This window comes from Streptomyces malaysiensis subsp. malaysiensis, from assembly GCF_040653035.1.
GTDB classification, from domain to species: domain Bacteria; phylum Actinomycetota; class Actinomycetes; order Streptomycetales; family Streptomycetaceae; genus Streptomyces; species Streptomyces malaysiensis.
The window spans coordinates 361615-379585 of sequence record NZ_JBEZNG010000004.1; the positions used below are offsets into that span (position 1 = coordinate 361615).

At 71.0% G+C, this 17971-nt stretch carries 16 protein-coding genes and 1 pseudogene; 8 read left to right on the top strand and 9 right to left on the bottom strand.

All coding sequences use genetic code 11. The annotated features are described in order from the left end of the window. Window positions 1–51 precede the first annotated feature (51 nt). Window positions 52–909: an SCO6745 family protein gene (locus tag AB0E24_RS11140; RefSeq protein ID WP_359376174.1), complete on the top strand. Its 858-nt coding sequence runs from the start codon at window positions 52–54 to the stop codon at window positions 907–909. 365 nt (window positions 910–1274) lie between these two features. Here AB0E24_RS11140 and AB0E24_RS11145 read toward each other — a convergent pair whose 3' ends face one another. Beyond that, window positions 1275–2006, bottom strand: a complete 732-nt coding sequence (locus tag AB0E24_RS11145; protein WP_359376177.1) for an SDR family oxidoreductase — start codon at window positions 2004–2006, stop codon at window positions 1275–1277. Between the two features lie 70 nt (window positions 2007–2076). Between AB0E24_RS11145 and AB0E24_RS11150 the strand changes: the two genes are divergently transcribed. Next, window positions 2077–2934, top strand: coding sequence for a LysR family transcriptional regulator (locus tag AB0E24_RS11150; RefSeq protein WP_347234064.1), 858 nt, complete (start codon window positions 2077–2079; stop codon window positions 2932–2934). Between the two features lie 14 nt (window positions 2935–2948). On the opposite strand, the gene AB0E24_RS11155 is transcribed toward AB0E24_RS11150, so the two are convergent. The 4 genes and pseudogenes from AB0E24_RS11155 to AB0E24_RS11170 all read right to left on the bottom strand — a co-directional run bounded on the left by AB0E24_RS11155 (window position 2949) and on the right by AB0E24_RS11170 (window position 4889). Further along, entirely contained in the window at window positions 2949–3512 is a 564-nt protein-coding gene (locus AB0E24_RS11155; RefSeq protein ID WP_069867084.1) for a dihydrofolate reductase family protein, read from the bottom strand. Between the two features lie 127 nt (window positions 3513–3639). Beyond that, window positions 3640–3931, bottom strand: a pseudogene (locus AB0E24_RS11160) (allantoicase); the annotation flags it as partial. A 173-nt stretch (window positions 3932–4104) separates the two neighbouring features. After that, window positions 4105–4320 (bottom strand): EF-hand domain-containing protein, encoded by a 216-nt coding sequence (locus tag AB0E24_RS11165; protein WP_217489762.1) that lies wholly within the window; start codon window positions 4318–4320, stop codon window positions 4105–4107. A gap of 368 nt (window positions 4321–4688) precedes the next feature. Continuing rightward, the gene (locus tag AB0E24_RS11170) at window positions 4689–4889 is read right to left on the bottom strand and encodes a hypothetical protein (protein WP_232637403.1); all 201 of its coding nucleotides are present in this window, start codon (window positions 4887–4889) and stop codon (window positions 4689–4691) included. Between the two features lie 404 nt (window positions 4890–5293). On the opposite strand from AB0E24_RS11170, the gene AB0E24_RS11175 reads away from it, so the two are divergent. Further along, window positions 5294–5902 carry a hypothetical protein gene (locus tag AB0E24_RS11175; protein WP_141765303.1) on the top strand — a complete coding sequence of 203 codons (609 nt, stop codon included), beginning with the start codon at window positions 5294–5296 and terminating at the stop codon, window positions 5900–5902. A gap of 64 nt (window positions 5903–5966) precedes the next feature. Beyond that, window positions 5967–9143, top strand: a complete 3177-nt coding sequence (locus tag AB0E24_RS11180; protein ID WP_359376182.1) for an NACHT domain-containing protein — start codon at window positions 5967–5969, stop codon at window positions 9141–9143. Between the two features lie 8 nt (window positions 9144–9151). On the opposite strand, the gene alc is transcribed toward AB0E24_RS11180, so the two are convergent. Continuing rightward, a complete protein-coding gene (gene alc / locus AB0E24_RS11185) occupies window positions 9152–10297 on the bottom strand; it encodes an allantoicase (RefSeq protein WP_359376184.1) in 1146 nt (381 codons plus the stop codon). A gap of 250 nt (window positions 10298–10547) precedes the next feature. Beyond that, window positions 10548–12035, bottom strand: a complete 1488-nt coding sequence (locus AB0E24_RS11190; RefSeq protein ID WP_359376186.1) for an NCS1 family nucleobase:cation symporter-1 — start codon at window positions 12033–12035, stop codon at window positions 10548–10550. A 96-nt stretch (window positions 12036–12131) separates the two neighbouring features. On the opposite strand from AB0E24_RS11190, the gene AB0E24_RS11195 reads away from it, so the two are divergent. Together AB0E24_RS11195 and AB0E24_RS11200 are read left to right on the top strand one after the other, a co-directional pair. Next, window positions 12132–12410 carry a hypothetical protein gene (locus tag AB0E24_RS11195; RefSeq protein ID WP_359376188.1) on the top strand — a complete coding sequence of 93 codons (279 nt, stop codon included), beginning with the start codon at window positions 12132–12134 and terminating at the stop codon, window positions 12408–12410. A 75-nt stretch (window positions 12411–12485) separates the two neighbouring features. Next, window positions 12486–13265, top strand: coding sequence for an IclR family transcriptional regulator (locus AB0E24_RS11200; RefSeq protein ID WP_069867221.1), 780 nt, complete (start codon window positions 12486–12488; stop codon window positions 13263–13265). 212 nt (window positions 13266–13477) lie between these two features. Here the strand turns inward: AB0E24_RS11200 and AB0E24_RS11205 are convergent, their stop codons facing one another. Continuing rightward, window positions 13478–13795 (bottom strand): DUF5955 family protein, encoded by a 318-nt coding sequence (locus AB0E24_RS11205; protein ID WP_069867090.1) that lies wholly within the window; start codon window positions 13793–13795, stop codon window positions 13478–13480. Window positions 13796–14070: 275 nt separating this feature from the next. Between AB0E24_RS11205 and AB0E24_RS11210 the strand changes: the two genes are divergently transcribed. Both AB0E24_RS11210 and aceB read left to right on the top strand, forming a co-directional pair. Beyond that, window positions 14071–14679 carry a nucleotidyltransferase family protein gene (locus tag AB0E24_RS11210; RefSeq protein WP_359376191.1) on the top strand — a complete coding sequence of 203 codons (609 nt, stop codon included), beginning with the start codon at window positions 14071–14073 and terminating at the stop codon, window positions 14677–14679. Window positions 14680–14816: 137 nt separating this feature from the next. Next, on the top strand, window positions 14817–16436 hold the full coding sequence (gene aceB / locus AB0E24_RS11215; RefSeq protein ID WP_359376193.1) for a malate synthase A: 1620 nt from the start codon (window positions 14817–14819) through the stop codon (window positions 16434–16436). Window positions 16437–16553: 117 nt separating this feature from the next. Here the strand turns inward: aceB and AB0E24_RS11220 are convergent, their stop codons facing one another. Next, window positions 16554–17924, bottom strand: a complete 1371-nt coding sequence (locus AB0E24_RS11220; RefSeq protein WP_359376195.1) for an 8-oxoguanine deaminase — start codon at window positions 17922–17924, stop codon at window positions 16554–16556. Window positions 17925–17971 lie beyond the last annotated feature (47 nt).

The window sequence follows — 17971 nt, forward strand, 5'->3', positions numbered from 1 at the left end:
CGGTCGTGATCCGGCCCCGGGTCGACGCCGAAGGGAGCAGGGAGGATGGCGATGAACACCAGCGCCGCGACGACCGCCCGCACGATGTGGGCCCTCTACGAGCCGATCCACGCGGTCGCGTACTTCGCCCCCGAGGCCCGGACCGCGTACGAGGACGCCGGGCTCCGCGGCTTCTGGCGCGGTTACTTCGCGGGCCGTGCCGCACCGCTCGGGCCGGTCGGGCCGGAGCCCGTCGTGGCGGCCTTCTTCAGCTTCGCGCCCGCCATGGTCGCCCGCGCCCTGCCCGACATCTGGTCGCTGGCCGCCCCCGAGCGGGCCCTGGAGCTCCGCCGCGCGGGCGCCGCGGCCGCCCTCGCCCGGCTGCTCGCCGGGCACGAGCGCGAGGTGGAGCGCGCCGCCGAGGCCCTGGTCCCCCGCGCGGCGGGCCTGGACGGCTCCGGCCGGCCGCTGGCCACCGCGAACGGCGCGCTGGACTTCCCCGACAAACCCGTCGAGCGGCTGTGGCACGCGACCACCCTGCTGCGCGAGCACCGCGGTGACGGCCATGTGGCGGCCCTCGTCGCCGCCGGTCTCGACGGCTGCGAGGCCCTCGTCCTGCGCTCCGCCATGGACCTCCCGCGCACCGAGCTCCAGCCCCACCGCGGCTGGACCGACCAGGAGTGGGAGGCCGCCACCCGACGGCTGACCGACCGCGGCCTGCTCGCCCCGGACGGAGCAGCGACGGAGGCCGCACACAAACTGCTCCGCACCGCCGAGACCGCGACGGACCGAGCCGCGGAACGCCCCTGGCGGCCGCTCGGCCCCGAGGAGGTGACGGCCCTGGTCCGCCTGCTCACCCCCCTGGCCACCGCCTGCGCCACCGCCCTGCGCTTCCCCAACCCGATCGGACTCCCGAAGCCGACGGGGTGAGCGGTGACGGGCGGCGCCCGCACACACCGGCCGAGGTGCCCAGCAACCTGGGCGAGTCCCGCGAAGCCGCTCGAACACGCAAGCCCCGGAGAAACAGAACGCCGCCATCGGCGCCTACGTGCGCTGGCGAAATGCCCGCGCCGAACCGAAGACCAGCTTCGCCCCCGACTCACCCATCCGCACCTGGACCGAGTACCCGGCCAAGGCTGCCTGACGGTCCGCTACCCTTCCGTCGGCTGTTGCCGGGGCGGTCCGGCGGGTAACCCGGGCGCTGCGGCCCGTCGGGCGCCGGCGCGGTCTCCGGCTCGCCCATCCCGTCCGGGCTGACCCCCACCACCCCGTCCCTCGGTTCCCTGACAGGCAGCTCACCAGGGAACCGGGCCGTGCTCGTCGAAGAAGCCGCCGGTCGGCCCGTCATCGGGCAGCGTGGCGAGCCGGACGACCACGGCCGCGCCGTCGGCCGCGGTGCGGGTGAGGCCGGGGAACGCGGTGGTGAAGTCGGTCGCACACGGCCCCGGATCGGCGGCGTTGACCAGGATGTTGCGGCTGCGCAGTTCCTTGGCGTACTGCACGGTCAGCGAGTTGAGTGCGGTCTTGGACGGGACGTACGCGGCCAACGGGGGCCGGGTTGTGAGGTAGTCCTCGGGATCGGTCATCCGGGCGATGGAGCCCAGTCCACTGCTGACATTGACGATCCGGGCGGCGGGGGAGCGGGCGAGCAGCGGCAGCATCGTGGTGGTCACGCTGATCACGCCGAACACGTTGGTCTCGAACACCTCGCGTACAGCGGGCAGTTCAACACTGCCAGGGCTCTGGGCGGCGAGGTCGCCAGAGATGCCGGCGTTGTTGACCAGGATGTCCAGCCGGCCAAAGCGCTCCTCGATCCAGCGGGCGGCGGATAGGACGCTGGCGCGGTCGGTGACGTCCAGGGTGACCGGGTACACCCGCGGGCCCAGGTCGGCTGCGGCTGCCGCACCGCGGTCCGGGTCGCGCGAGGCCAGCAGGACGTTCGTGCCGAGCGAGGCGAGCCGGGCTGCGACCTCGCGCCCGATGCCCTTGTTGGCACCGGTGACCAGGGCAGTTGTGGTTTCTGTCATGCGTTCAGCCCACCACGGGGGCGGCCGGGAGTTCCAACACCGATCAGGTACGCAGCGATACCGTGTGGGTATGGAAAGACTGGAGGTCCGCGAGCTCGTCTACTTCACCGCTGTCGCCGAGGAACTGCACTTCGGTCGGGCGGCCGCCCGGCTAGGGATGACCCAACCGCCGCTCTCCCGCGCCATTCAGCAGCTCGAACGACGGCTGGGCGTGGCCCTGTTGGAACGTGGCAGTCGCCGGGTCGCACTGACCGAGGCGGGGGCCGTCCTGCTCCGCGAGAGCCGTACGGTGCTCGACGCCGCGTCGGCCGCGGCGCGCCGCACCCGGCGGGCCGGCCGCGCCGACCCGCGTCTGATCCTGGTCATCAAGCCGGGCGGCGACGGTGGCCTGCTGCCCGCGATCCTCGACGCCTATCAGGCTGAGCCGGGTGCGCTGCCGGTCGAGCTGGTGTGCAGCTTCGGCGAGCGTGAGATCCTCCTGCGGGAGGGTCGTGCCGACGCCGCCCTGCTTCACCGCCCCCACCACGACCTCACCGGCCTGGACACCCAGGACCTCCTGACCGAGACTCAACTTCTCGTGATGCCGAGTTCGCATCGCCTCGCGGGCCGTACCCGGGTCTGCCTGAACGACCTCGCCGGGGAGCCCCTGCCGCGCTGGCCGGGCGCATCTGGGGGTGGCTCACACGGACCCGAGGTCCACGACCTTGGGCAGCTTCTCCACCTCATCGCCTTGCGCCGCATGGTCGCCGTCCTCCCCTCCTCCATCAGCGACCAGCTCCGCGACGACCTGGTCGCTGTCCCAGTCGATGATGCCGAGCCCACCACGCTCGTCCTCGCCTGGCCCGAGCACGCCACCTCCCCAGCCCTGGCCGCCTTCGTCCGCGCGGCCGCCGCCGTGACGGGCAAGGCGACGGGCCACGGCGGGTAGAGCGGGCCAAGCCACTAGCGCGCCACGCGGTGGCGGAGGTAGACGAATTTTGAGTTGAAGGTGCGGGTCTCGACGAGTTCGAGATCCACCCGGCGCTCGTGCCGGGGGAAGAACGGAATGCCGCCGCCGACCAGCACCGGGTAGACGATGGCCCGGTACTCGTCGATCAGACCCGACGCGGCCGCCTCGGCGGCGAGAGTCGCGCCGCCGATCGCGATGTCGCCCTCCCCCGGCTCGGCTCGCAACCGCTCCAGCTCCTCCGCCAGGCCGCCGGAGGCCAGGCGGGCATTGCCCCGCACCGTCGACAGCGTGGTGGAGAACACCACCTTGGGGAGCGGATTCCAGAGCGCGGCCCACTCGAGCTCTGCGTCGTCGAGCGAGTGATCCTGTTCGGCGGTCTCCCAGTACAGCATCGTCTCGTACAACCGCCGTCCCAACAGGTGGACGCCGACCTCTCGGATCTCGTCGATCCAGAAGCGAAAGACCTCCTCGTCGGGGACCGTCCAGTTGAAGCCGCCGTCCGGCCCGACGATGTAGCCGTCGAGTGAGACGTTCATCGAATAGGTCACGCTGCGCATCGGAAGTCCTCCTCGGTAGGGCGTTCGACAGTACGACCGCCGGACGCCGCAGGACTCATCGCTGCTCGCGGGATCCCCTCGGATCTCCTCGCCCCACGCGAAGATCTTCACGAAGGGCGGCGATCTTTCAGGACACGACCTGGCCGCTCAGCTCCGCATGGCGCGCCGCCAGCCGCCGCGCGCCGTCCTCGGTCAGTGAGCCGTGCAGCCGCAGCCGGGCGATGGCGCCCGACCGGGTGGATGCCGATGCGGACGTGGGTCACCGGTGGGGCCGCGTCGAGGAGGAAGCGGTGGACCGTGTCGGGCTGGAGGCGGGTACGGGGCAGGAGCTCGGTCCAGGCCGGTGCCCTGGGGTCGGCCGGGTCCGCGCCGGACGTCGCGTCGAGGCCGTACAGCGTCGCCCGCCCCGGCGCGTTGCCGGCTCCTTCCGGCGGACGGTCCCTGCCACCGCTGGCCGGGATGCCCGGCGCGACGGCGGCACGCTGACCGCGGCCTGCGGCTCCGCGCAGTCCGGAGGTGCGCACACCCGTGGCTCAGCGCCGAGTGCCCGCAGCCGCATGGCCTACGCCCGCCCCGGCGCCTACGCCGGTGGTCAGTCCGCGACGCCCTGCATCGGGGCCCAGAACTCCTCGAACGACATCGTGCCGTCGCCGTCCATGTCGAGTACGTCGATGAATTGCTGCGCCTGTTCGTCGGTGAGGTGCTCGCCGCGCAGCTCGGCGACGACCTGCTGGTATTCCTTGGCGGTTATCTGCCCGTCGGCATCGAGGTCGTATGCGTCAAAGACCTTGCGCGCGGCCGCTTTCATGTCCACCACGTGGGTTCGCCCTTCCTCGTTGAATGTTGTGCGATGTTACTGCGCATTGATCGCCCGCAGCACACCGAAGCGGGGCGCGCGCCGGGTCGACCAGATGGCTGCCAGGACACCGATGACCAGGGAGGCAGGGCGAATCTAGCGAGTCGTGCCCACGGCAGGATCACTTCGCACGTGTTCAGCCTGTTGCCGCCCGCCACATCGCTGCTGAGCCAGGCGAGGAAGACGCCGGGGCCCCAGCATGAGAGGAACCTCGCCCAGAAGAGGGGGAGACCATTTGGTAAAGGTCATGCGCGCGACCGCGATCTTCGTGCCGGTCGTCAGCCGCATTTCCTCGGCGGACCGGGAACTCTTCCGATGGTTCAGAAGGGCACGCCCGCCCCCTTGGCCAGCTTCGTAAGGCGCGGGTTGCTGCGGCGGTGCAGCGAGGTCAGCACGCGCATCAGCTCTTGGCTGGTCGGATGGACACGGGCCATCTCCGGCGCGACGTCCCAAGCCGCTTCGAGCGATTCGAGAGCCCCGTCACGGTCCCCCAGGGCGAGCTTCGACCGGCTGATGTTCATGTACAAAGGCTCGCAGCTCCGTGTGCAGCGCTTCTCCCGCTGGCACACACTGGAGCCGTGGGCGCTACCCCGAGAATGGCCCACCCGCCGCTCGGAACTGGCGACAGGCGGGTGACTGCGCGGCAGATCATCGGCCTCCCGGAGGCGGAAGTCGTCGAGTTTCTGCGCCGGGCCGGACTTGGAGACGCTGAGGGACTGTTCGATGATCCCGCCTGGGCCAAGTGGCGCGTGGCACCTGGGCACACCACTACGAGGCCGCTTGACCCGCACCCCCTGCGTTCAGCGATTCGCCCCTCGCACGCCCTGGAGCGCGTCTAGCGTAGGGAGACTTGGTCACTCAGGGTTGGGGGTCCCGAATGCCAGTAGGTCCTGAGGCAACAGTCGTCGCCAAGGCGGCCAGCAGCATGCTGCACAAAGTCTCGGACAATGCCAATGGGACGCCCGTATGGCCGAACATGCACGAAGCCCTGATGGAGCTGCACGAGATCCTGCATGAGTGGTGCCAGGCCGCGACCAGCACCAGCGAAGCACTCGAGCGCCTCAGATCCCAACACCTGACCAGGCGATCGACGGGTAGCGTCTGTGGCCCCAACAACGCAGGCACGCCAATCCGTGTACCGTTCCTCAAAATTCCGCTTAAAGCCGGGTACGTCGAGGCGGCGCAGCGCGATATCGAAGAAATCATGCGCCCGTCGGCACCTTTGGCTCAGCGCTGGAACTCCGCGAAGCGACGCCAGGCTGCCCGCCGCACGCTGCTTGGCCTTATGCGTCTCTACTGCGCCGACCTACTCGAAGAGTTCGAGAGGGCTGTGGACGCCCGTGCCTCCTGGATGCTGGCCAATCGAGAAGAAGTCAACAAAGCTCTCCAGGAGGGACTTCGCTCTGAACGACTGGAGTACCTGATTCAGGAGGCAGCCGATACGGCGGCCCAACTCGACAGCGCTCGGGAACACCTGAGCCTGCTGATCCGGGAGAACTACCCCATGGGTCTCACGGGCGGACAGGATGCCTGACGGAACCACCGGCCGGAGGTTGGCCCTGGAGCCGGAGTGAGGCGCCCAGAAAGGGGGGTGCGGAGTGAGCGCTGAGGCAGCCGCCATCAATCTCGGGCGGACGGTCGCGACCCGCGTCGTGCGGTTATGGCTCGAACCGCGTCGGCGCGAGCAGGAGAGCCGGATGGAGATGTCCGCCCTGGTCCGGCGGCGGGTGCCGGGGCTGCGGGCGCAGCGGGGCCTGGAGCGGCAGTTCGAGCAAATCGCGGACGCGGTCGCGGCGCGGCTGGAGCCGATGTGCGGGCATGAGTTCCGGGACTTGGAGGAGGACGGGCGGCAGGCGGCGCTCGATGCCGTGACGGCGGCCTTCGGTCGCGCGGACCTGTCCGACGGGGCGATCCTCGGGTCCGACGCCAACCCCGCCGAGCTCGCCCGCCGGGTGCGGGCCTCCGCTCCCCCGCCCGCCGGGCTGGGCGAGGCGGCCACGCACTTCTACGAGCGGGTGCTGGCCGAGTGCTGCGACTGCTATGTGCGGATCCTTCAGCGGCTCCCGGTCTTCACCGAGCGCGGGATCGCCGAACTGCTGGGGCGGGTGGGCGAGCTCGGCCCCGAGCTGAGCCGGGTGCTGGAACGGCTCCCGGTCAGATCGCTGTACGCGCCGCAGGGGGCGGATCAGGACGAAGCCTTCCGCAGGGAGTACCTGGAGTTCCTCAGCCGCACCCTGGACGAGGTGGAGCTGTTCAGCTTCACGGCCGGTCAGGCCCCGCGCACCAAGTTGTCCGTCGCCTACATCAGTCTGCGGGTCAGCACGGACGGGGACGGCCGGGCGGCACGGCGGACAGTCGGTGGGCCCGACCAACTGCTGCGGACGGGCATCAGCTCATGGGGCGGTCCCGAGCAGGAGTCGTCGGCGAGCGTACGGGTCGAGGCGGTGCTGAAGGAGTCGGCTCGCATTCTGCTGCGCGGGGAGGCCGGCTCCGGCAAGACGACGTTACTCAACTGGCTGGCCGTCACCGCAGCGCGCGGGGCCTTCGGCGGGGATCTTGCCGACTGGAACGGTCTGGTCCCCGTCCTGGTCAAACTGCGGCGTTACGCCTCCCGTGAGCTGCCACGCCCGGAAGAGCTGCTGGACGCCACGGCCGGGCCGCTGACCGGCCATATGCCCCGCGCCTGGGTGGATCGCGCTTCCCAGGCAGGGCGGGTGCTGCTGCTCGTCGACGGGGTGGACGAACTTATCGCGGGCGAACGGCGCAAGGTCCGGGAGTGGCTGCGGCTGCTGCTCAACGCCTACCCGCAGACCCGTACGGTGGTGACGTCCCGGCCGACCGCCGCGCGCGGCGACTGGCTGCGCGCGGAGGGCTTCGCCCCGGTGGGGCTGGAGCGGATGACCCCCGCGGATCTGCGGGCGTTCGTCCAGCAGTGGCACCAGGCGGTGGGCGCCCAGGGCGGCGAGCTGCCGTGCGCCCCGGAGGAACTGCCGCACTATGAGCGGGCGTTGCTGACCGCTCTCCAGGACCGCCCGCATCTGCGGGCGCTCGCCGCGAGCCCCCTGCTGGCGGCCCTGCTGTGCGCACTACACCTGGGACGGCGCCAACGGCTGCCGCGCAACCGTATGGAGCTGTACCGCATCGCCCTGGAGCTGCTGGTGCAGCGCCGGGACGCGGAGCGCGGGGTGCCCAGCGCGCTGGACGTACAGCTCAGCCTGACCGACAAGCTGTGCGTGCTGCGAGATCTGGCCTGGCGGCTTTCGGACAACAACCGCAGTGAGATTTCGACGGAGAAGGCGCTGACCCATGTCACCGCCAAGGTGGCGTCGATGCGCCATCTGGACGCCGAGGGCGAGGCGGTGCTGGATCACCTGGTATCGCGTTCGGGGGTGCTGCGCGTCCCCGCCGAGGACCGCATCGACTTCCTGCACCGCAGCTTCCAGGAGTACCTGGCGGCAGAAGAGACGGCGGCAGAGGACCGCATCGGCAATCTGGTCGAGCGGGCCCATCTGGACACCTGGCGGGAGACCATCATCATGGCCGCCGGACACGCCAACCGCAGCCAGCGGCAGGAACTCGTCACCGGCATCCTCGACCGCGCGGAGGCCGAACGCCGCCATGCGCGGGGCCTGCGGCTGCTGGCGGCATCCTGCCTGGAGACGATGGAGTCCGTGCAGGAGGGGCTCGCGGCGCGGCTGGACGAGAACCTCCGGGTGCTGGTGCCGCCGAAGCGTCGGAAGGACGCCGTGTCACTCGCGGCGGTGGGGGATCCGGTGCTCCGTCGGCTGCCGCGCTCGCTGGACGGTCTCACGGACGCGGCCGTCAGGGCGGCCGTGCGGACCGCCGCACTCATCGGTGGCGAGCGTGCGCTCGATGTACTGGGTGCTTACGCGGAGGCAGAACGAGTCGGTGCGCACCAAGAACTCGCAGATGCCTGGGAGTATTTCGATCCGGATGAGTACGCCCAGCGCGTGCTCGCCAAGTTTCCCTTGGAACGCGTCACGCTAAGGCTCTCCCACCCCAGCCAGTGGGCCGCGGCCAGGAAGCTGCGGTCGGCGCGGAAGATATTGATCAGCCATCCGCTCACTTCCGGTCTCGCGATGCTCACGGGCCTCCCCGGACTCTCGTCGCTGTGGATCTCACGGCTGGTGGGCGACAACGACCTGAGCCCGCTCGCCGCCCATCCCCGGCTCGGCACGCTATCGATCACCGGAGACGCTGCTCTGGAGGACGCCTCACCGTTGAGCGCGCTCACGCAGCTTCAGGAATTGAGCCTCACCGGCTGGTCTTCCCTCCCTCCCGTGAGCGAGATCCCCATGCCAGGGACCTTGGCGACACTGAACTTGGGAGACCTGCCCCGCGATCCTGACCTGGTTTTTCTTCACGATCTGCCATCGCTCGACAAGCTGTACCTGGCCGGCTCGGGGACTCCGCGCAACCTCGCCGGCCTTCCAGCGGCGACCATCCTCAAACGACTTTGGCTGGGCGGCTTCGACTTCACCGCATCCCTCCCCGTCTTGTCAGCCTCCCTGAGCATCCCGGACCTGAGCTTCTACGGCTGCGCCCTTCCGGCGGACCTCAGCCCGCTCAACGCCGTCCCCTCCCTCGAAACAGTGTTCTTCGGCGCATGCCAGGGCCCGCACCCCGGCCCCCTGGACCTCTCATCCCTGGCCGGGCGTACGGCCCCGACACTGCTCACCGTCAAGCTGGGCAGGACGCAAATAGTCGCCGGGACCGAACAACTCGGTCCCGGCATCCGCGTCCAGCACTTGTAACGCCGGAGCTAGTCGCTCAGCTCCGCATGGCGCGCCGCCAGCCGCCGCGCGCCGTCCTCGGTCAGTGAGCCGTGCAGCCGTAGCCGGGCCACGCCCCCGTCCGGGTGGATGTCGATGCGGACGTGGGTCAGCGGTGGGGCCGCGTCGAGGAGGAAGCGGTGGACCGTGTCGGGCTGGAGGCGGGTGCGGGGCAGGAGTTCGGTCCAGGCCGGTGCCGTGGGGTCGGCCGGGTCCGCGCCGGACGTCGCGTCGAGGCCGTACAGCGTCGCCCACCCCGGCGCGTTGCCCTTGTAGCAGCCGGTGTCGATCTCCACGGCGCGGATGGTCCCCTGGGCGGCGAGGCGGTAGCGGACCCAGTCGTGGCCCGTGTCGCGGCGGCGGCGGGTCTCCCAGCCCTCGTCCATCCTGCGGGAGCGGCCCGGCCGGATGGAGTTGGCGGGCGGGGAGTAGAAGCGGTCGGAGGCGTCCTCGGCCGTGCCGCCGTGCTCCAGGGCGACCAGGTCGAAGGTGGAGAGGGCGGTGAGCCACGCCGGGTCGGGGGCGACCTCGCCGTGGACGCGGAGGCGGGCGATACCGCCGTCGGGGTGCTGCTCGAGGCGGAGGTGGGTGAAGCGGCGCCGGACGGAGACGGGGAAGCCGTTGGCCGCGTGGCCGCCGATCGGGGTACGGGGGACGAGTTCGGTCCAGGCGGTGTCGTCGGCGAGGAGTTCCTCGGGGGATGGGGCGCCCTCCACCGCCGTCGCCTCGACGCTCACGGCCCGCGGGTAGTTGCCGCGGAAGTGCGCGGTGTCCACGACGATGCCGTGGATCACCCCGGGCGTACCGAGGCGGATCAGGGCCCAGTCGTGGTCGTCCTCGGCCGGATGCGGGTGGTCGGCCGAGGCGCCGCGCCGCCGCCGGGTCTCCCAGCCGTCCATGACCTTGCCCTTGTGGCCGAAGAGCTCGGGGTCGAAGCGCGGGGTTTCGGGCTTCAGCAGATTCTCGCGCTCGGCGAAGAACTCGTCGTTGGCCGCGATCACGCCGCCGCCGAGCCGCCGGTCGGCCAGGTCCACGAGGTGGGTGAAGGGGAGGTCGGCGGTCCGGTAGTCGGCGTACGGGTCGCCACCGCCGTACGGGGCGGCGTCGCCGGTGAAGCGGGGGATCGGCGCGGTCATGTGCGGGCCTGCCTTTCCAGGAGTCGGCCGGTGGGTTCGGTCGGCGCGCCATGGTCGGCGATCTTCCGGCCGCGCAGCCAGGTGGACCGTACGACGCCGTGCGGCGTCCTGCCCGCGCAGGCCGTCCGGCGTGACCACCCTGGCCGAGCGCAGCGCCGGCTCCACGTCGGACACGGGCACCCTCCTCGCCCTCGGCCCCGCCCTGATTCCCACGCGGCAGCTTCAACGCTTCAACGTTTTGTTGAATGATTTACTCGGGGGACGGCCCGGTCAAGACCTCACCCGCCGCCACCTGCGACGGAATCGGCGCACCGGGCCGCGCCCCGCCGGTCAGGATCTTCGCGGACCTCAGGGCGTAGATGCCTCCGGCGAGAGCCATTCCGAAGACCCAGGAGAACGGGGCCACGTCCTCGAACCCCTTGACCAGGGCCAGCACCGCCGACACCGCGGCCGAGGGCACGAAGGCGATGATCGCCTCCGGGTTGAAGCCCTTGCGGTAGTAGTACGCTCCCGACGCGTCGGCGCTGAACAGCGCGTCCACGTCGATGCGGCCGCGCCGCACCAGGTAGTAGTCCACGAGCAGGATGGCGACCAGCGGGCCGAGGAAGGCGCCGAGCGCGCCCAGGAAGTACTGGATGACGACCGGGCTGGAGTAGAGCTTCCACGGCATGACCACGATCGCGAGCACCGCCGTGATCATGCCGCCGCGCCGGAAGTCGAGGTACTTCGGCGCGAGATTGGCGAAGTCGTACGCGGGCGATACGAAGTTGGCGACAACGTTGATGCCTATGGTGGCGACCATGAAGGACAGGGCGCCGATCACCGTGACCACGGGGTTGTCGATCTTCGCGATGACCTCGACCGGATCGGAGATCGCCGTGCCGAATACCGAGATCGTGCCGGCCGTCATCAGCACGGAGACGACGGCGAAGGCGGTGAAGTTCACCGGCAGCCCGAGCAGATTGCCGCGCCGGTAGGCCCGGTGGTCCGGGGTGAACCGCGCGAAGTCGGCGTAGTTGAGCACGAGGGTGAGGAAGGTGGCGACCGTCAGGCTGACCGCGATCAGGCTCTGATGGAGCTGCTCGCCTCCGCTGAGGCCGGTCAGACTCTTGGTGAGCGAGATGTCCCCGCCCGCCTTGGCGATCAGCCAGACGGCGAGCGCGAGCATCACCACCCAGACCACCGGGCCGGTGGCCAGGTCCTGCACCTTGCGGATGAACTCCATGCCCCGGGTGAGCAGTACCGCCTGGAGCAGCCACATCGTCAGGAAGGCGATCCAGCCGAGGGTGGACAGACCGAGGATGGAGTCGTGGTCGTAATCGGCGAGCGAGGGCGCCAGCTGGACGCCGAGGAGGACCAGGGCCTCGGAGGCCAGCCAGGTCTGGATGCCGTACCAGGCGACCGCCATCACCGCTCGCAACAGGGCCGGGACATTGGCCCCGTACACCCCCCAGCTGGCCCGTGCGAGCACGGGGAACGGCACACCGGTGCGATGGCCGGCGTGACCCATGCGGTTCATGAACCAGTAGAGGATGGTGACTCCGGCCAGCAGGGACAGGAACACCTCCCAGGTCGGCAGCCCCAGCACGAACAGGCTCGCCGCGAAGGCGTAGTTGCTGATCGCGTGGGTGTCCGACATCCACATGGCGAAGATGCTGTACGTCCCCCAGGTGCGCTCCACGGCGGGGGCGAGGTCCTCGTTGTGGAGACGGGGGTCTGGTGCGGCGGGTGATGCCATGAGGCCCTCCGGGAACGGGACGGAAAATCTTTTCCGCAGACGGTGCCGTGAGGGTGTTGCCGATCGATTACACGGGCGTTGCCGTGAACGTCGCCCATGGGCCCGGTTCCGCCCGGCGGAGCCGAACCCGGGCTCAGTACGGCGGCGGCGCTGAGACAGCCCTCGAAGTGGCCCGCGGTCGACTCCGGCCCCCACAGCGGCTCGGTCGCGGTGATCTCGGTGCCGGGACTCGCGCTTCGCTCCGCGATGGCCCGGATCGCCGCCGTCATGGAAGGGGGCGGTCGGCCACGGACCGTTCCGGCGCCCGCCACACCCGCCGTGACCGGCGCGGACCGCGAGCGCAAGCCCGCTGTGGGCGTCGCCCGGGACCGGTAGGCTGCCCGTGGCCGGTCGGCAGCGGATCGTCACCGTGTGCGGGCCGGTGCCGACCGCTGGGAAAGGAACACCGACGTGCCGTCCGCCGAGTCCAAGACCGCCGCCACCACCGCCGGATCCGGTGGCGTCCAGTCCCTGGAGCGCGCCTTCGATCTGCTGGAGCGGATGGCCGACGCCGGGGGCGAGGTCGGGCTGAGCGAGCTCTCCACCAGCAGCGGGCTGCCGCTGCCCACCATTCACCGGCTGATGCGCACCTTGGTGGCCTGCGGCTACGTCCGCCAGCAGCCCAACCGCCGCTATGCCCTCGGGCCCCGGCTGATCCGGCTCGGCGAGAGCTCGTCCCGGCTGCTGGGCACCTGGGCGCGGCCGTATCTGGCGCGGCTGGTGGAGGAGACCGGCGAGACCGCGAACATGGCGCTGCTGGACGGCGACGAGGTGGTGTACGTCGCGCAGGTGCCCTCGCGCCACTCGATGCGGATGTTCACCGAGGTCGGGCGGCGGGTGCTGCCCCACACCACGGGCGTCGGCAAGGCGCTGCTGGCGGACACGCCCCCCGATGAGGTGCGCGCCCTGCTGGCCCGCACCGGCATGCCCGCGGTGACCGAGAAGACGATCACCTCGCCGGATGTGTTCCTCGACGCGCTGCGGCAGGTACGCGAACAGGGCTACGCGGTGGACGACAACGAGCAGGAGATGGGCGTGCGCTGCCTCGCGGTCCCGGTGCCCGACTCCCCCGCACCGGCGGCCATCTCCATCTCGGGCCCGGCGGGCCGGGTGACGGACGAGGCCACGCAGGAGATCGTGCCGATCCTCCAGGAGGTCGCGGCCGAGCTGTCCGGAGCGCTGGCCGCCTGACGGCGGAGGGGACCGCTGAACCGCTCGGCTCGATGAGGTGCGGCCCTCGCGGCGGGCCCGGGGCCGAATGCCCGACCGGAAGCACCGCCGGGCAGCCCGACGTCACGTTCGACGCACGCGGCTCATGGCGCGAGCGCGGGCGGCCCGCGCGGACGCCACAGGCTCGGGCCGGGCCGGCCGCGGGCGTGCGCGGCGCTACCCGGCCTGCCCGGTCAGTCTCTTCCTCTGCCCGCTTGCGGAACGTTTCCGAACTGGTCGATCGCCGCGCGGACGCTCGTCAGGGCGGGGCCCAGGGCGCTGACCGAGCCCAGGGCGCCCGCGATGAGGAGCAGTGAACGGCGCAGTCGGTGCAGCTCGGGGGCGCCGGTGCGGGCCATGGCGTCGAGCGAGGCGAGCTCGTCGTCCGCGATCGCCCGGTCCGGTAATTCCGCCGGGTGGGCGGCCAGATCGCGCCTGAGCCGGGCCACGGCACGGCGCAGCTCGCCCGCCCTCGGATCGTCATCGGTGCCCGCCACTCGCCTGGCTTCCACGACTGCGGCGCCCTCCACTGACAAGGCTCCGGGTTCGCCCCAGAGCCTCGCGCCATCGTTGGCCAACACTGCCCTTCTCCCCCTCGCGCCATCTCGCACGACCCTGCCCCCTCTCCCGCATGGCCGCCCCAACCCTCCACCTCACGTGGATTCGGACACAAGGGGCCGCGGATCAGTTAACGCCACTCAGTGCACGACGCGCTATACGGAGAGCGAAAATCAGACCGGCTGGGATGAAGCCCCCGCTCGGCCCTCAGGTGCGGTATGCAGGGGCCATGGATCGCACTTCGGAGAAGTCCGCGCAGGTCGCCGGGATCGTACTGGCGGCGGGGGGCGGACGGCGGCTGGGCGGGCGGCCCAAGGCACTTTTGACGCATCGGGGGCGGCCGCTGGTGGAACACGCGGCGCACGCGCTGCTGGCGGGCGGCTGCGCCCCGGTGCACATCGTGCTGGGCGCCGGGGCGGAGACCGTACGGGAGCGGGCGAGGCTGCCCGGGTGCGTGCTGGTGGACAACCCCGACTGGGCGGAGGGCATGGGCTCCTCGCTGCGGGCCGGGCTCGGCTCACTGGCCGGTACGGGCGCGGGGGCGGCGCTGGTCGCGCTGGTGGACCAGCCGGGGATCGGCGCCGAGGCCGTGGCGCGGGTGGTGGCCGCGTACCGCTCGCCGTCGACCCTGGCGGCCGCCGCGTACGACGGGGAGCGGGGGCATCCGGTGCTGTTCGGCGCGGACCGGTGGGGAGACATCACGGCGAGTGCGGTGGGCGACCGGGGGGCACGCGCCTATCTACAAGCGCACCAGTCCGCCATCACGCTCGTCGACTGCTCGGATATCGCCCGTACGGACGACATCGACACTCCCGAGGACTTGACGCTGTTGGAGTGAGGGTCACCGGCGGACGAGGCGGATCACCACGGGGCGGTTCAACGAAAGATTGAACTTCCACTATGAGAAACTTACTATCCACAGCACAGAAGCATTGCGAGCGTCCAGCCGAGACTCGCCTAAGGAGTGAGCGTCCAATGTCCGAACCAGCGCCGTCCCCGCTGACCATCGTCGACGCCGAGCCGCTGGAGCGTCAGGGAGAGGTGCTGACCGAGGCGGCCCTGGCCTTCCTGGCCGAGCTGCACCATCGCTTCACCCCGCGCCGGGACGAGCTGCTCGCGCGCCGCGCGGAGCGCCGTGCCGAGATCGCCCGCACCAGCAGCCTGGACTTCCTCCCGGAGACCGCCCACATCCGCGACGACCCCGACTGGCGCGTCGCGCCCGCGCCGCCAGCCCTCGAGGACCGCCGGGTGGAGATCACCGGTCCCACCGACCGCAAGATGACCATCAACGCCCTCAACTCGGGCGCCAAGGTCTGGCTCGCCGACTTCGAGGACGCCTCCGCACCCACCTGGGCGAATGTGATCGGCGGCCAGCTGAATCTGATCGACGCCTATGAGCGCCGGATCGACTTCACCTCCCCCGAGGGCAAGAGCTACACACTGCTGCCCGACGACCTACTGGCCACCGTCGTGACCCGGCCGCGCGGCTGGCACCTCGACGAGCGCCATCTGCGGGCCGCCGACGGCAGCCCCGTCCCCGGCGCCCTCGTCGACTTCGGGCTGTACTTCTTCCACAACGCCCGCCGTCTGCTCGCCAAGGGCAAGGGGCCGTACTTCTACCTCCCCAAGACCGAGTCGTATCTCGAGGCCCGCCTGTGGAACGACGTCTTCGTCTTCGCACAGGACCACCTCTCCCTTCCGCAAGGGACGATCCGCGCCACCGTTCTGATCGAGACGATCACGGCGGCGTACGAGATGGACGAGATCCTCTACGAGCTCCGCGACCACGCCTCCGGGCTCAACGCGGGCCGCTGGGACTATCTCTTCTCCATCGTCAAGAACTTCCGCGACGGCGGCCCCGGTTTCGTCCTCCCGGACCGCAACGCGGTCACCATGACCGCCCCGTTCATGCGCGCCTACACCGAACTGCTCGTCCGCACCTGCCACAAGCGCGGCGCGCACGCGATCGGCGGCATGGCGGCCTTCATCCCCTCGCGCCGCGACCCCGAGGTCAACGCCGTGGCGTTCGACAAGGTCAAGGCCGACAAGGACCGTGAGGCGAACGACGGCTTCGACGGCTCCTGGGTCGCCCATCCGGATCTGGTCCCGGTCGCCCGCGCCTCCTTCGACGCGGTCCTCGGCGACCGGCCGCACCAGAAGGACCGGCTGCGCGAGGACGTCCGGGTCACCGCGGCCCAGCTGATCGACATCGCCTCGCTCGACGCCAGGCCCACGCACAACGGCCTGCGCAACGCCGTACAGGTCGGCATCCGCTATATCGAGGCGTGGCTGGGCGGCCTCGGCGCCGCCGCGATCTTCAACCTGATGGAGGACGCGGCCACCGCCGAGATCTCCCGCTCCCAGATCTGGCAGTGGGTCAACGCGGGGATCGTCTTCGAGAACGGCGAGAAGGCGACGGCCGATCTCGTCCGTGAGGTCGCCGCCGAGGAGCTGGCCGCGATCCGCGAGGAGGTCGGCGAGGACGCCTTCGCGGCGGGCAGGTGGAACCAGGCGCACGATCTGCTGCTGAGGGTCGCGCTGGACGAGAACTACACCGAGTTCCTGACGCTGCCCGCGTACGAACTGCTGGGCTGAGCCGCCGTCCCCGTACACGCGTCCCGTACGCGGAAGGGCCCGGACCGTAGGAGCGTACGGTCCGGGCCCTGATCGTCACGGGGTGTGGAGGCGGGAGCGCGGCACGATCCGCCGCCGTCAGCCGCCTTCCGCGATACGGGCCAGGCGTCGGGCCTCGGCGCGCGCCTCCCGTGCGATCTCGTCCTCGTCCACGGTGAGCAGCCGGCCCGACTCCACCACCGGGGCGCCGTTCACCAGCGACAGGGTCACCGGGGCGGGGGCACCGAGGACGAGGGCCGCGACCGGGTCGGCGATCGACGAGTGGCCGAGCCCGTCCAGCTTCCACAGCACCAGGTCGGCCAGTTTGCCCGGCTCCAGCGAGCCGATCTGGTCCTGGCGGCCGAGCACCCGGGCACCGCCGTAGGTGCCCAGGCGCAGCGCCTGACGGACGGTCAGGCTCTTCTCGCGGTGGCTGCCGAGCCGGTTGACCAGCAGCGCGTTGCGCAGTTCGGTGTGGAGTTCACCGGATTCGTTGGAGGCGGTGCCGTCCACGCCCAGGCCCACCGGTACGCCCGCGGCGAGCAGATCGGGGACGCGGGCGATCCCGGCGGCGAGCCGGGCGTTGGACGAGGGGCAGTGGGCCACCCCGGTGCCGGTACGGCCGAACGCCTCGATATCGGTGTCGCTCATATGGACGCAGTGGGCCATCCACACGTCCTCGCCCAGCCAGCCGGTGGACTCGAAGTAGTCGGTCGGCCCCATCCCGAACCGCTCATGGCAGAACTTCTCCTCCTCCACCGTCTCCGAGCCGTGGGTGTGCAGCCGTACACCCCTGCGGCGGGCCAGCGCGGCGGACTCGCGGAGCAGTTCGGTGGAGACGGAGAAGGGCGAGCAGGGCGCGACCGCGATCCGCAGCATGGCGTCGAACCCCGGGTCGTGGTGGGTGTCGATCGCCTTCTCGGTGGCGGCCAGGGCCTCCTCGGTGGACTCCACGGCGAAGTCCGGCGGCAGTCCGCCGTCGGAGGCGCCGAGGTCCATGGAGCCGCGGGCGGCGGTGAACCGCACCCCCAGCTCGCGCGCCGCCCGGATCTCGGCGCCCAGCAGATCGCCGCTGTCACGCGGAAAGACGTAGTGGTGGTCCATGGCGGTGGTGACCCCGCCGCGCACCATCATGGCGAGCGAGCCGCGGGCCGCCGCGTGGACCATCGGCTCGTCGATCCGCGCCCAGACGGGGTAGAGCGCGACCAGCCAGTCGAAGAGGTTGCTGTCCTGGGCGAGGCCGCGGGTGAGCCACTGGTAGAAGTGGTGATGGGTGTTGACCAGGCCCGGGGTCACCAGATGCCCCGTACCGTCCACCCGGCGGACGACGCCCGCGGGCCCCTCCGGCGCGCGCCCCTCGCCCACCGACTCGATGCGGTTGCCCGCGACGACGACATGGCCGGACGCGTACTCGGTGTCCTGGGCGTCCACGGTGGCGACGGCGCAGTTCTCGATGACGATGCGGTTCACGGAGCGTGGCCTTCCGTCGGGTCGGTGTCGGGGGTCGCGGTCGGTCG

Excerpts from the sequence above, each read along its gene's own strand:
- AB0E24_RS11140 (WP_359376174.1), top strand. The coding sequence starts at position 52 with ATGAACACCAGCGCCGCGACGACCGCCCGCACGATGTGGGCCCTCTAC.
- AB0E24_RS11145 (WP_359376177.1), bottom strand. The coding sequence starts at position 2,006 with ATGACAGAAACCACAACTGCCCTGGTCACCGGTGCCAACAAGGGCATC.
- AB0E24_RS11150 (WP_347234064.1), top strand. The coding sequence starts at position 2,077 with ATGGAAAGACTGGAGGTCCGCGAGCTCGTCTACTTCACCGCTGTCGCC.
- AB0E24_RS11155 (WP_069867084.1), bottom strand. The coding sequence starts at position 3,512 with ATGCGCAGCGTGACCTATTCGATGAACGTCTCACTCGACGGCTACATC.
- AB0E24_RS11165 (WP_217489762.1), bottom strand. The coding sequence starts at position 4,320 with ATGAAAGCGGCCGCGCGCAAGGTCTTTGACGCATACGACCTCGATGCC.
- AB0E24_RS11170 (WP_232637403.1), bottom strand. The coding sequence starts at position 4,889 with ATGAACATCAGCCGGTCGAAGCTCGCCCTGGGGGACCGTGACGGGGCT.
- AB0E24_RS11175 (WP_141765303.1), top strand. The coding sequence starts at position 5,294 with ATGCTGCACAAAGTCTCGGACAATGCCAATGGGACGCCCGTATGGCCG.
- alc (WP_359376184.1), bottom strand. The coding sequence starts at position 10,297 with ATGACCGCGCCGATCCCCCGCTTCACCGGCGACGCCGCCCCGTACGGC.
- AB0E24_RS11190 (WP_359376186.1), bottom strand. The coding sequence starts at position 12,035 with ATGGCATCACCCGCCGCACCAGACCCCCGTCTCCACAACGAGGACCTC.
- AB0E24_RS11195 (WP_359376188.1), top strand. The coding sequence starts at position 12,132 with ATGGGCCCGGTTCCGCCCGGCGGAGCCGAACCCGGGCTCAGTACGGCG.
- AB0E24_RS11210 (WP_359376191.1), top strand. The coding sequence starts at position 14,071 with ATGGATCGCACTTCGGAGAAGTCCGCGCAGGTCGCCGGGATCGTACTG.
- aceB (WP_359376193.1), top strand. The coding sequence starts at position 14,817 with ATGTCCGAACCAGCGCCGTCCCCGCTGACCATCGTCGACGCCGAGCCG.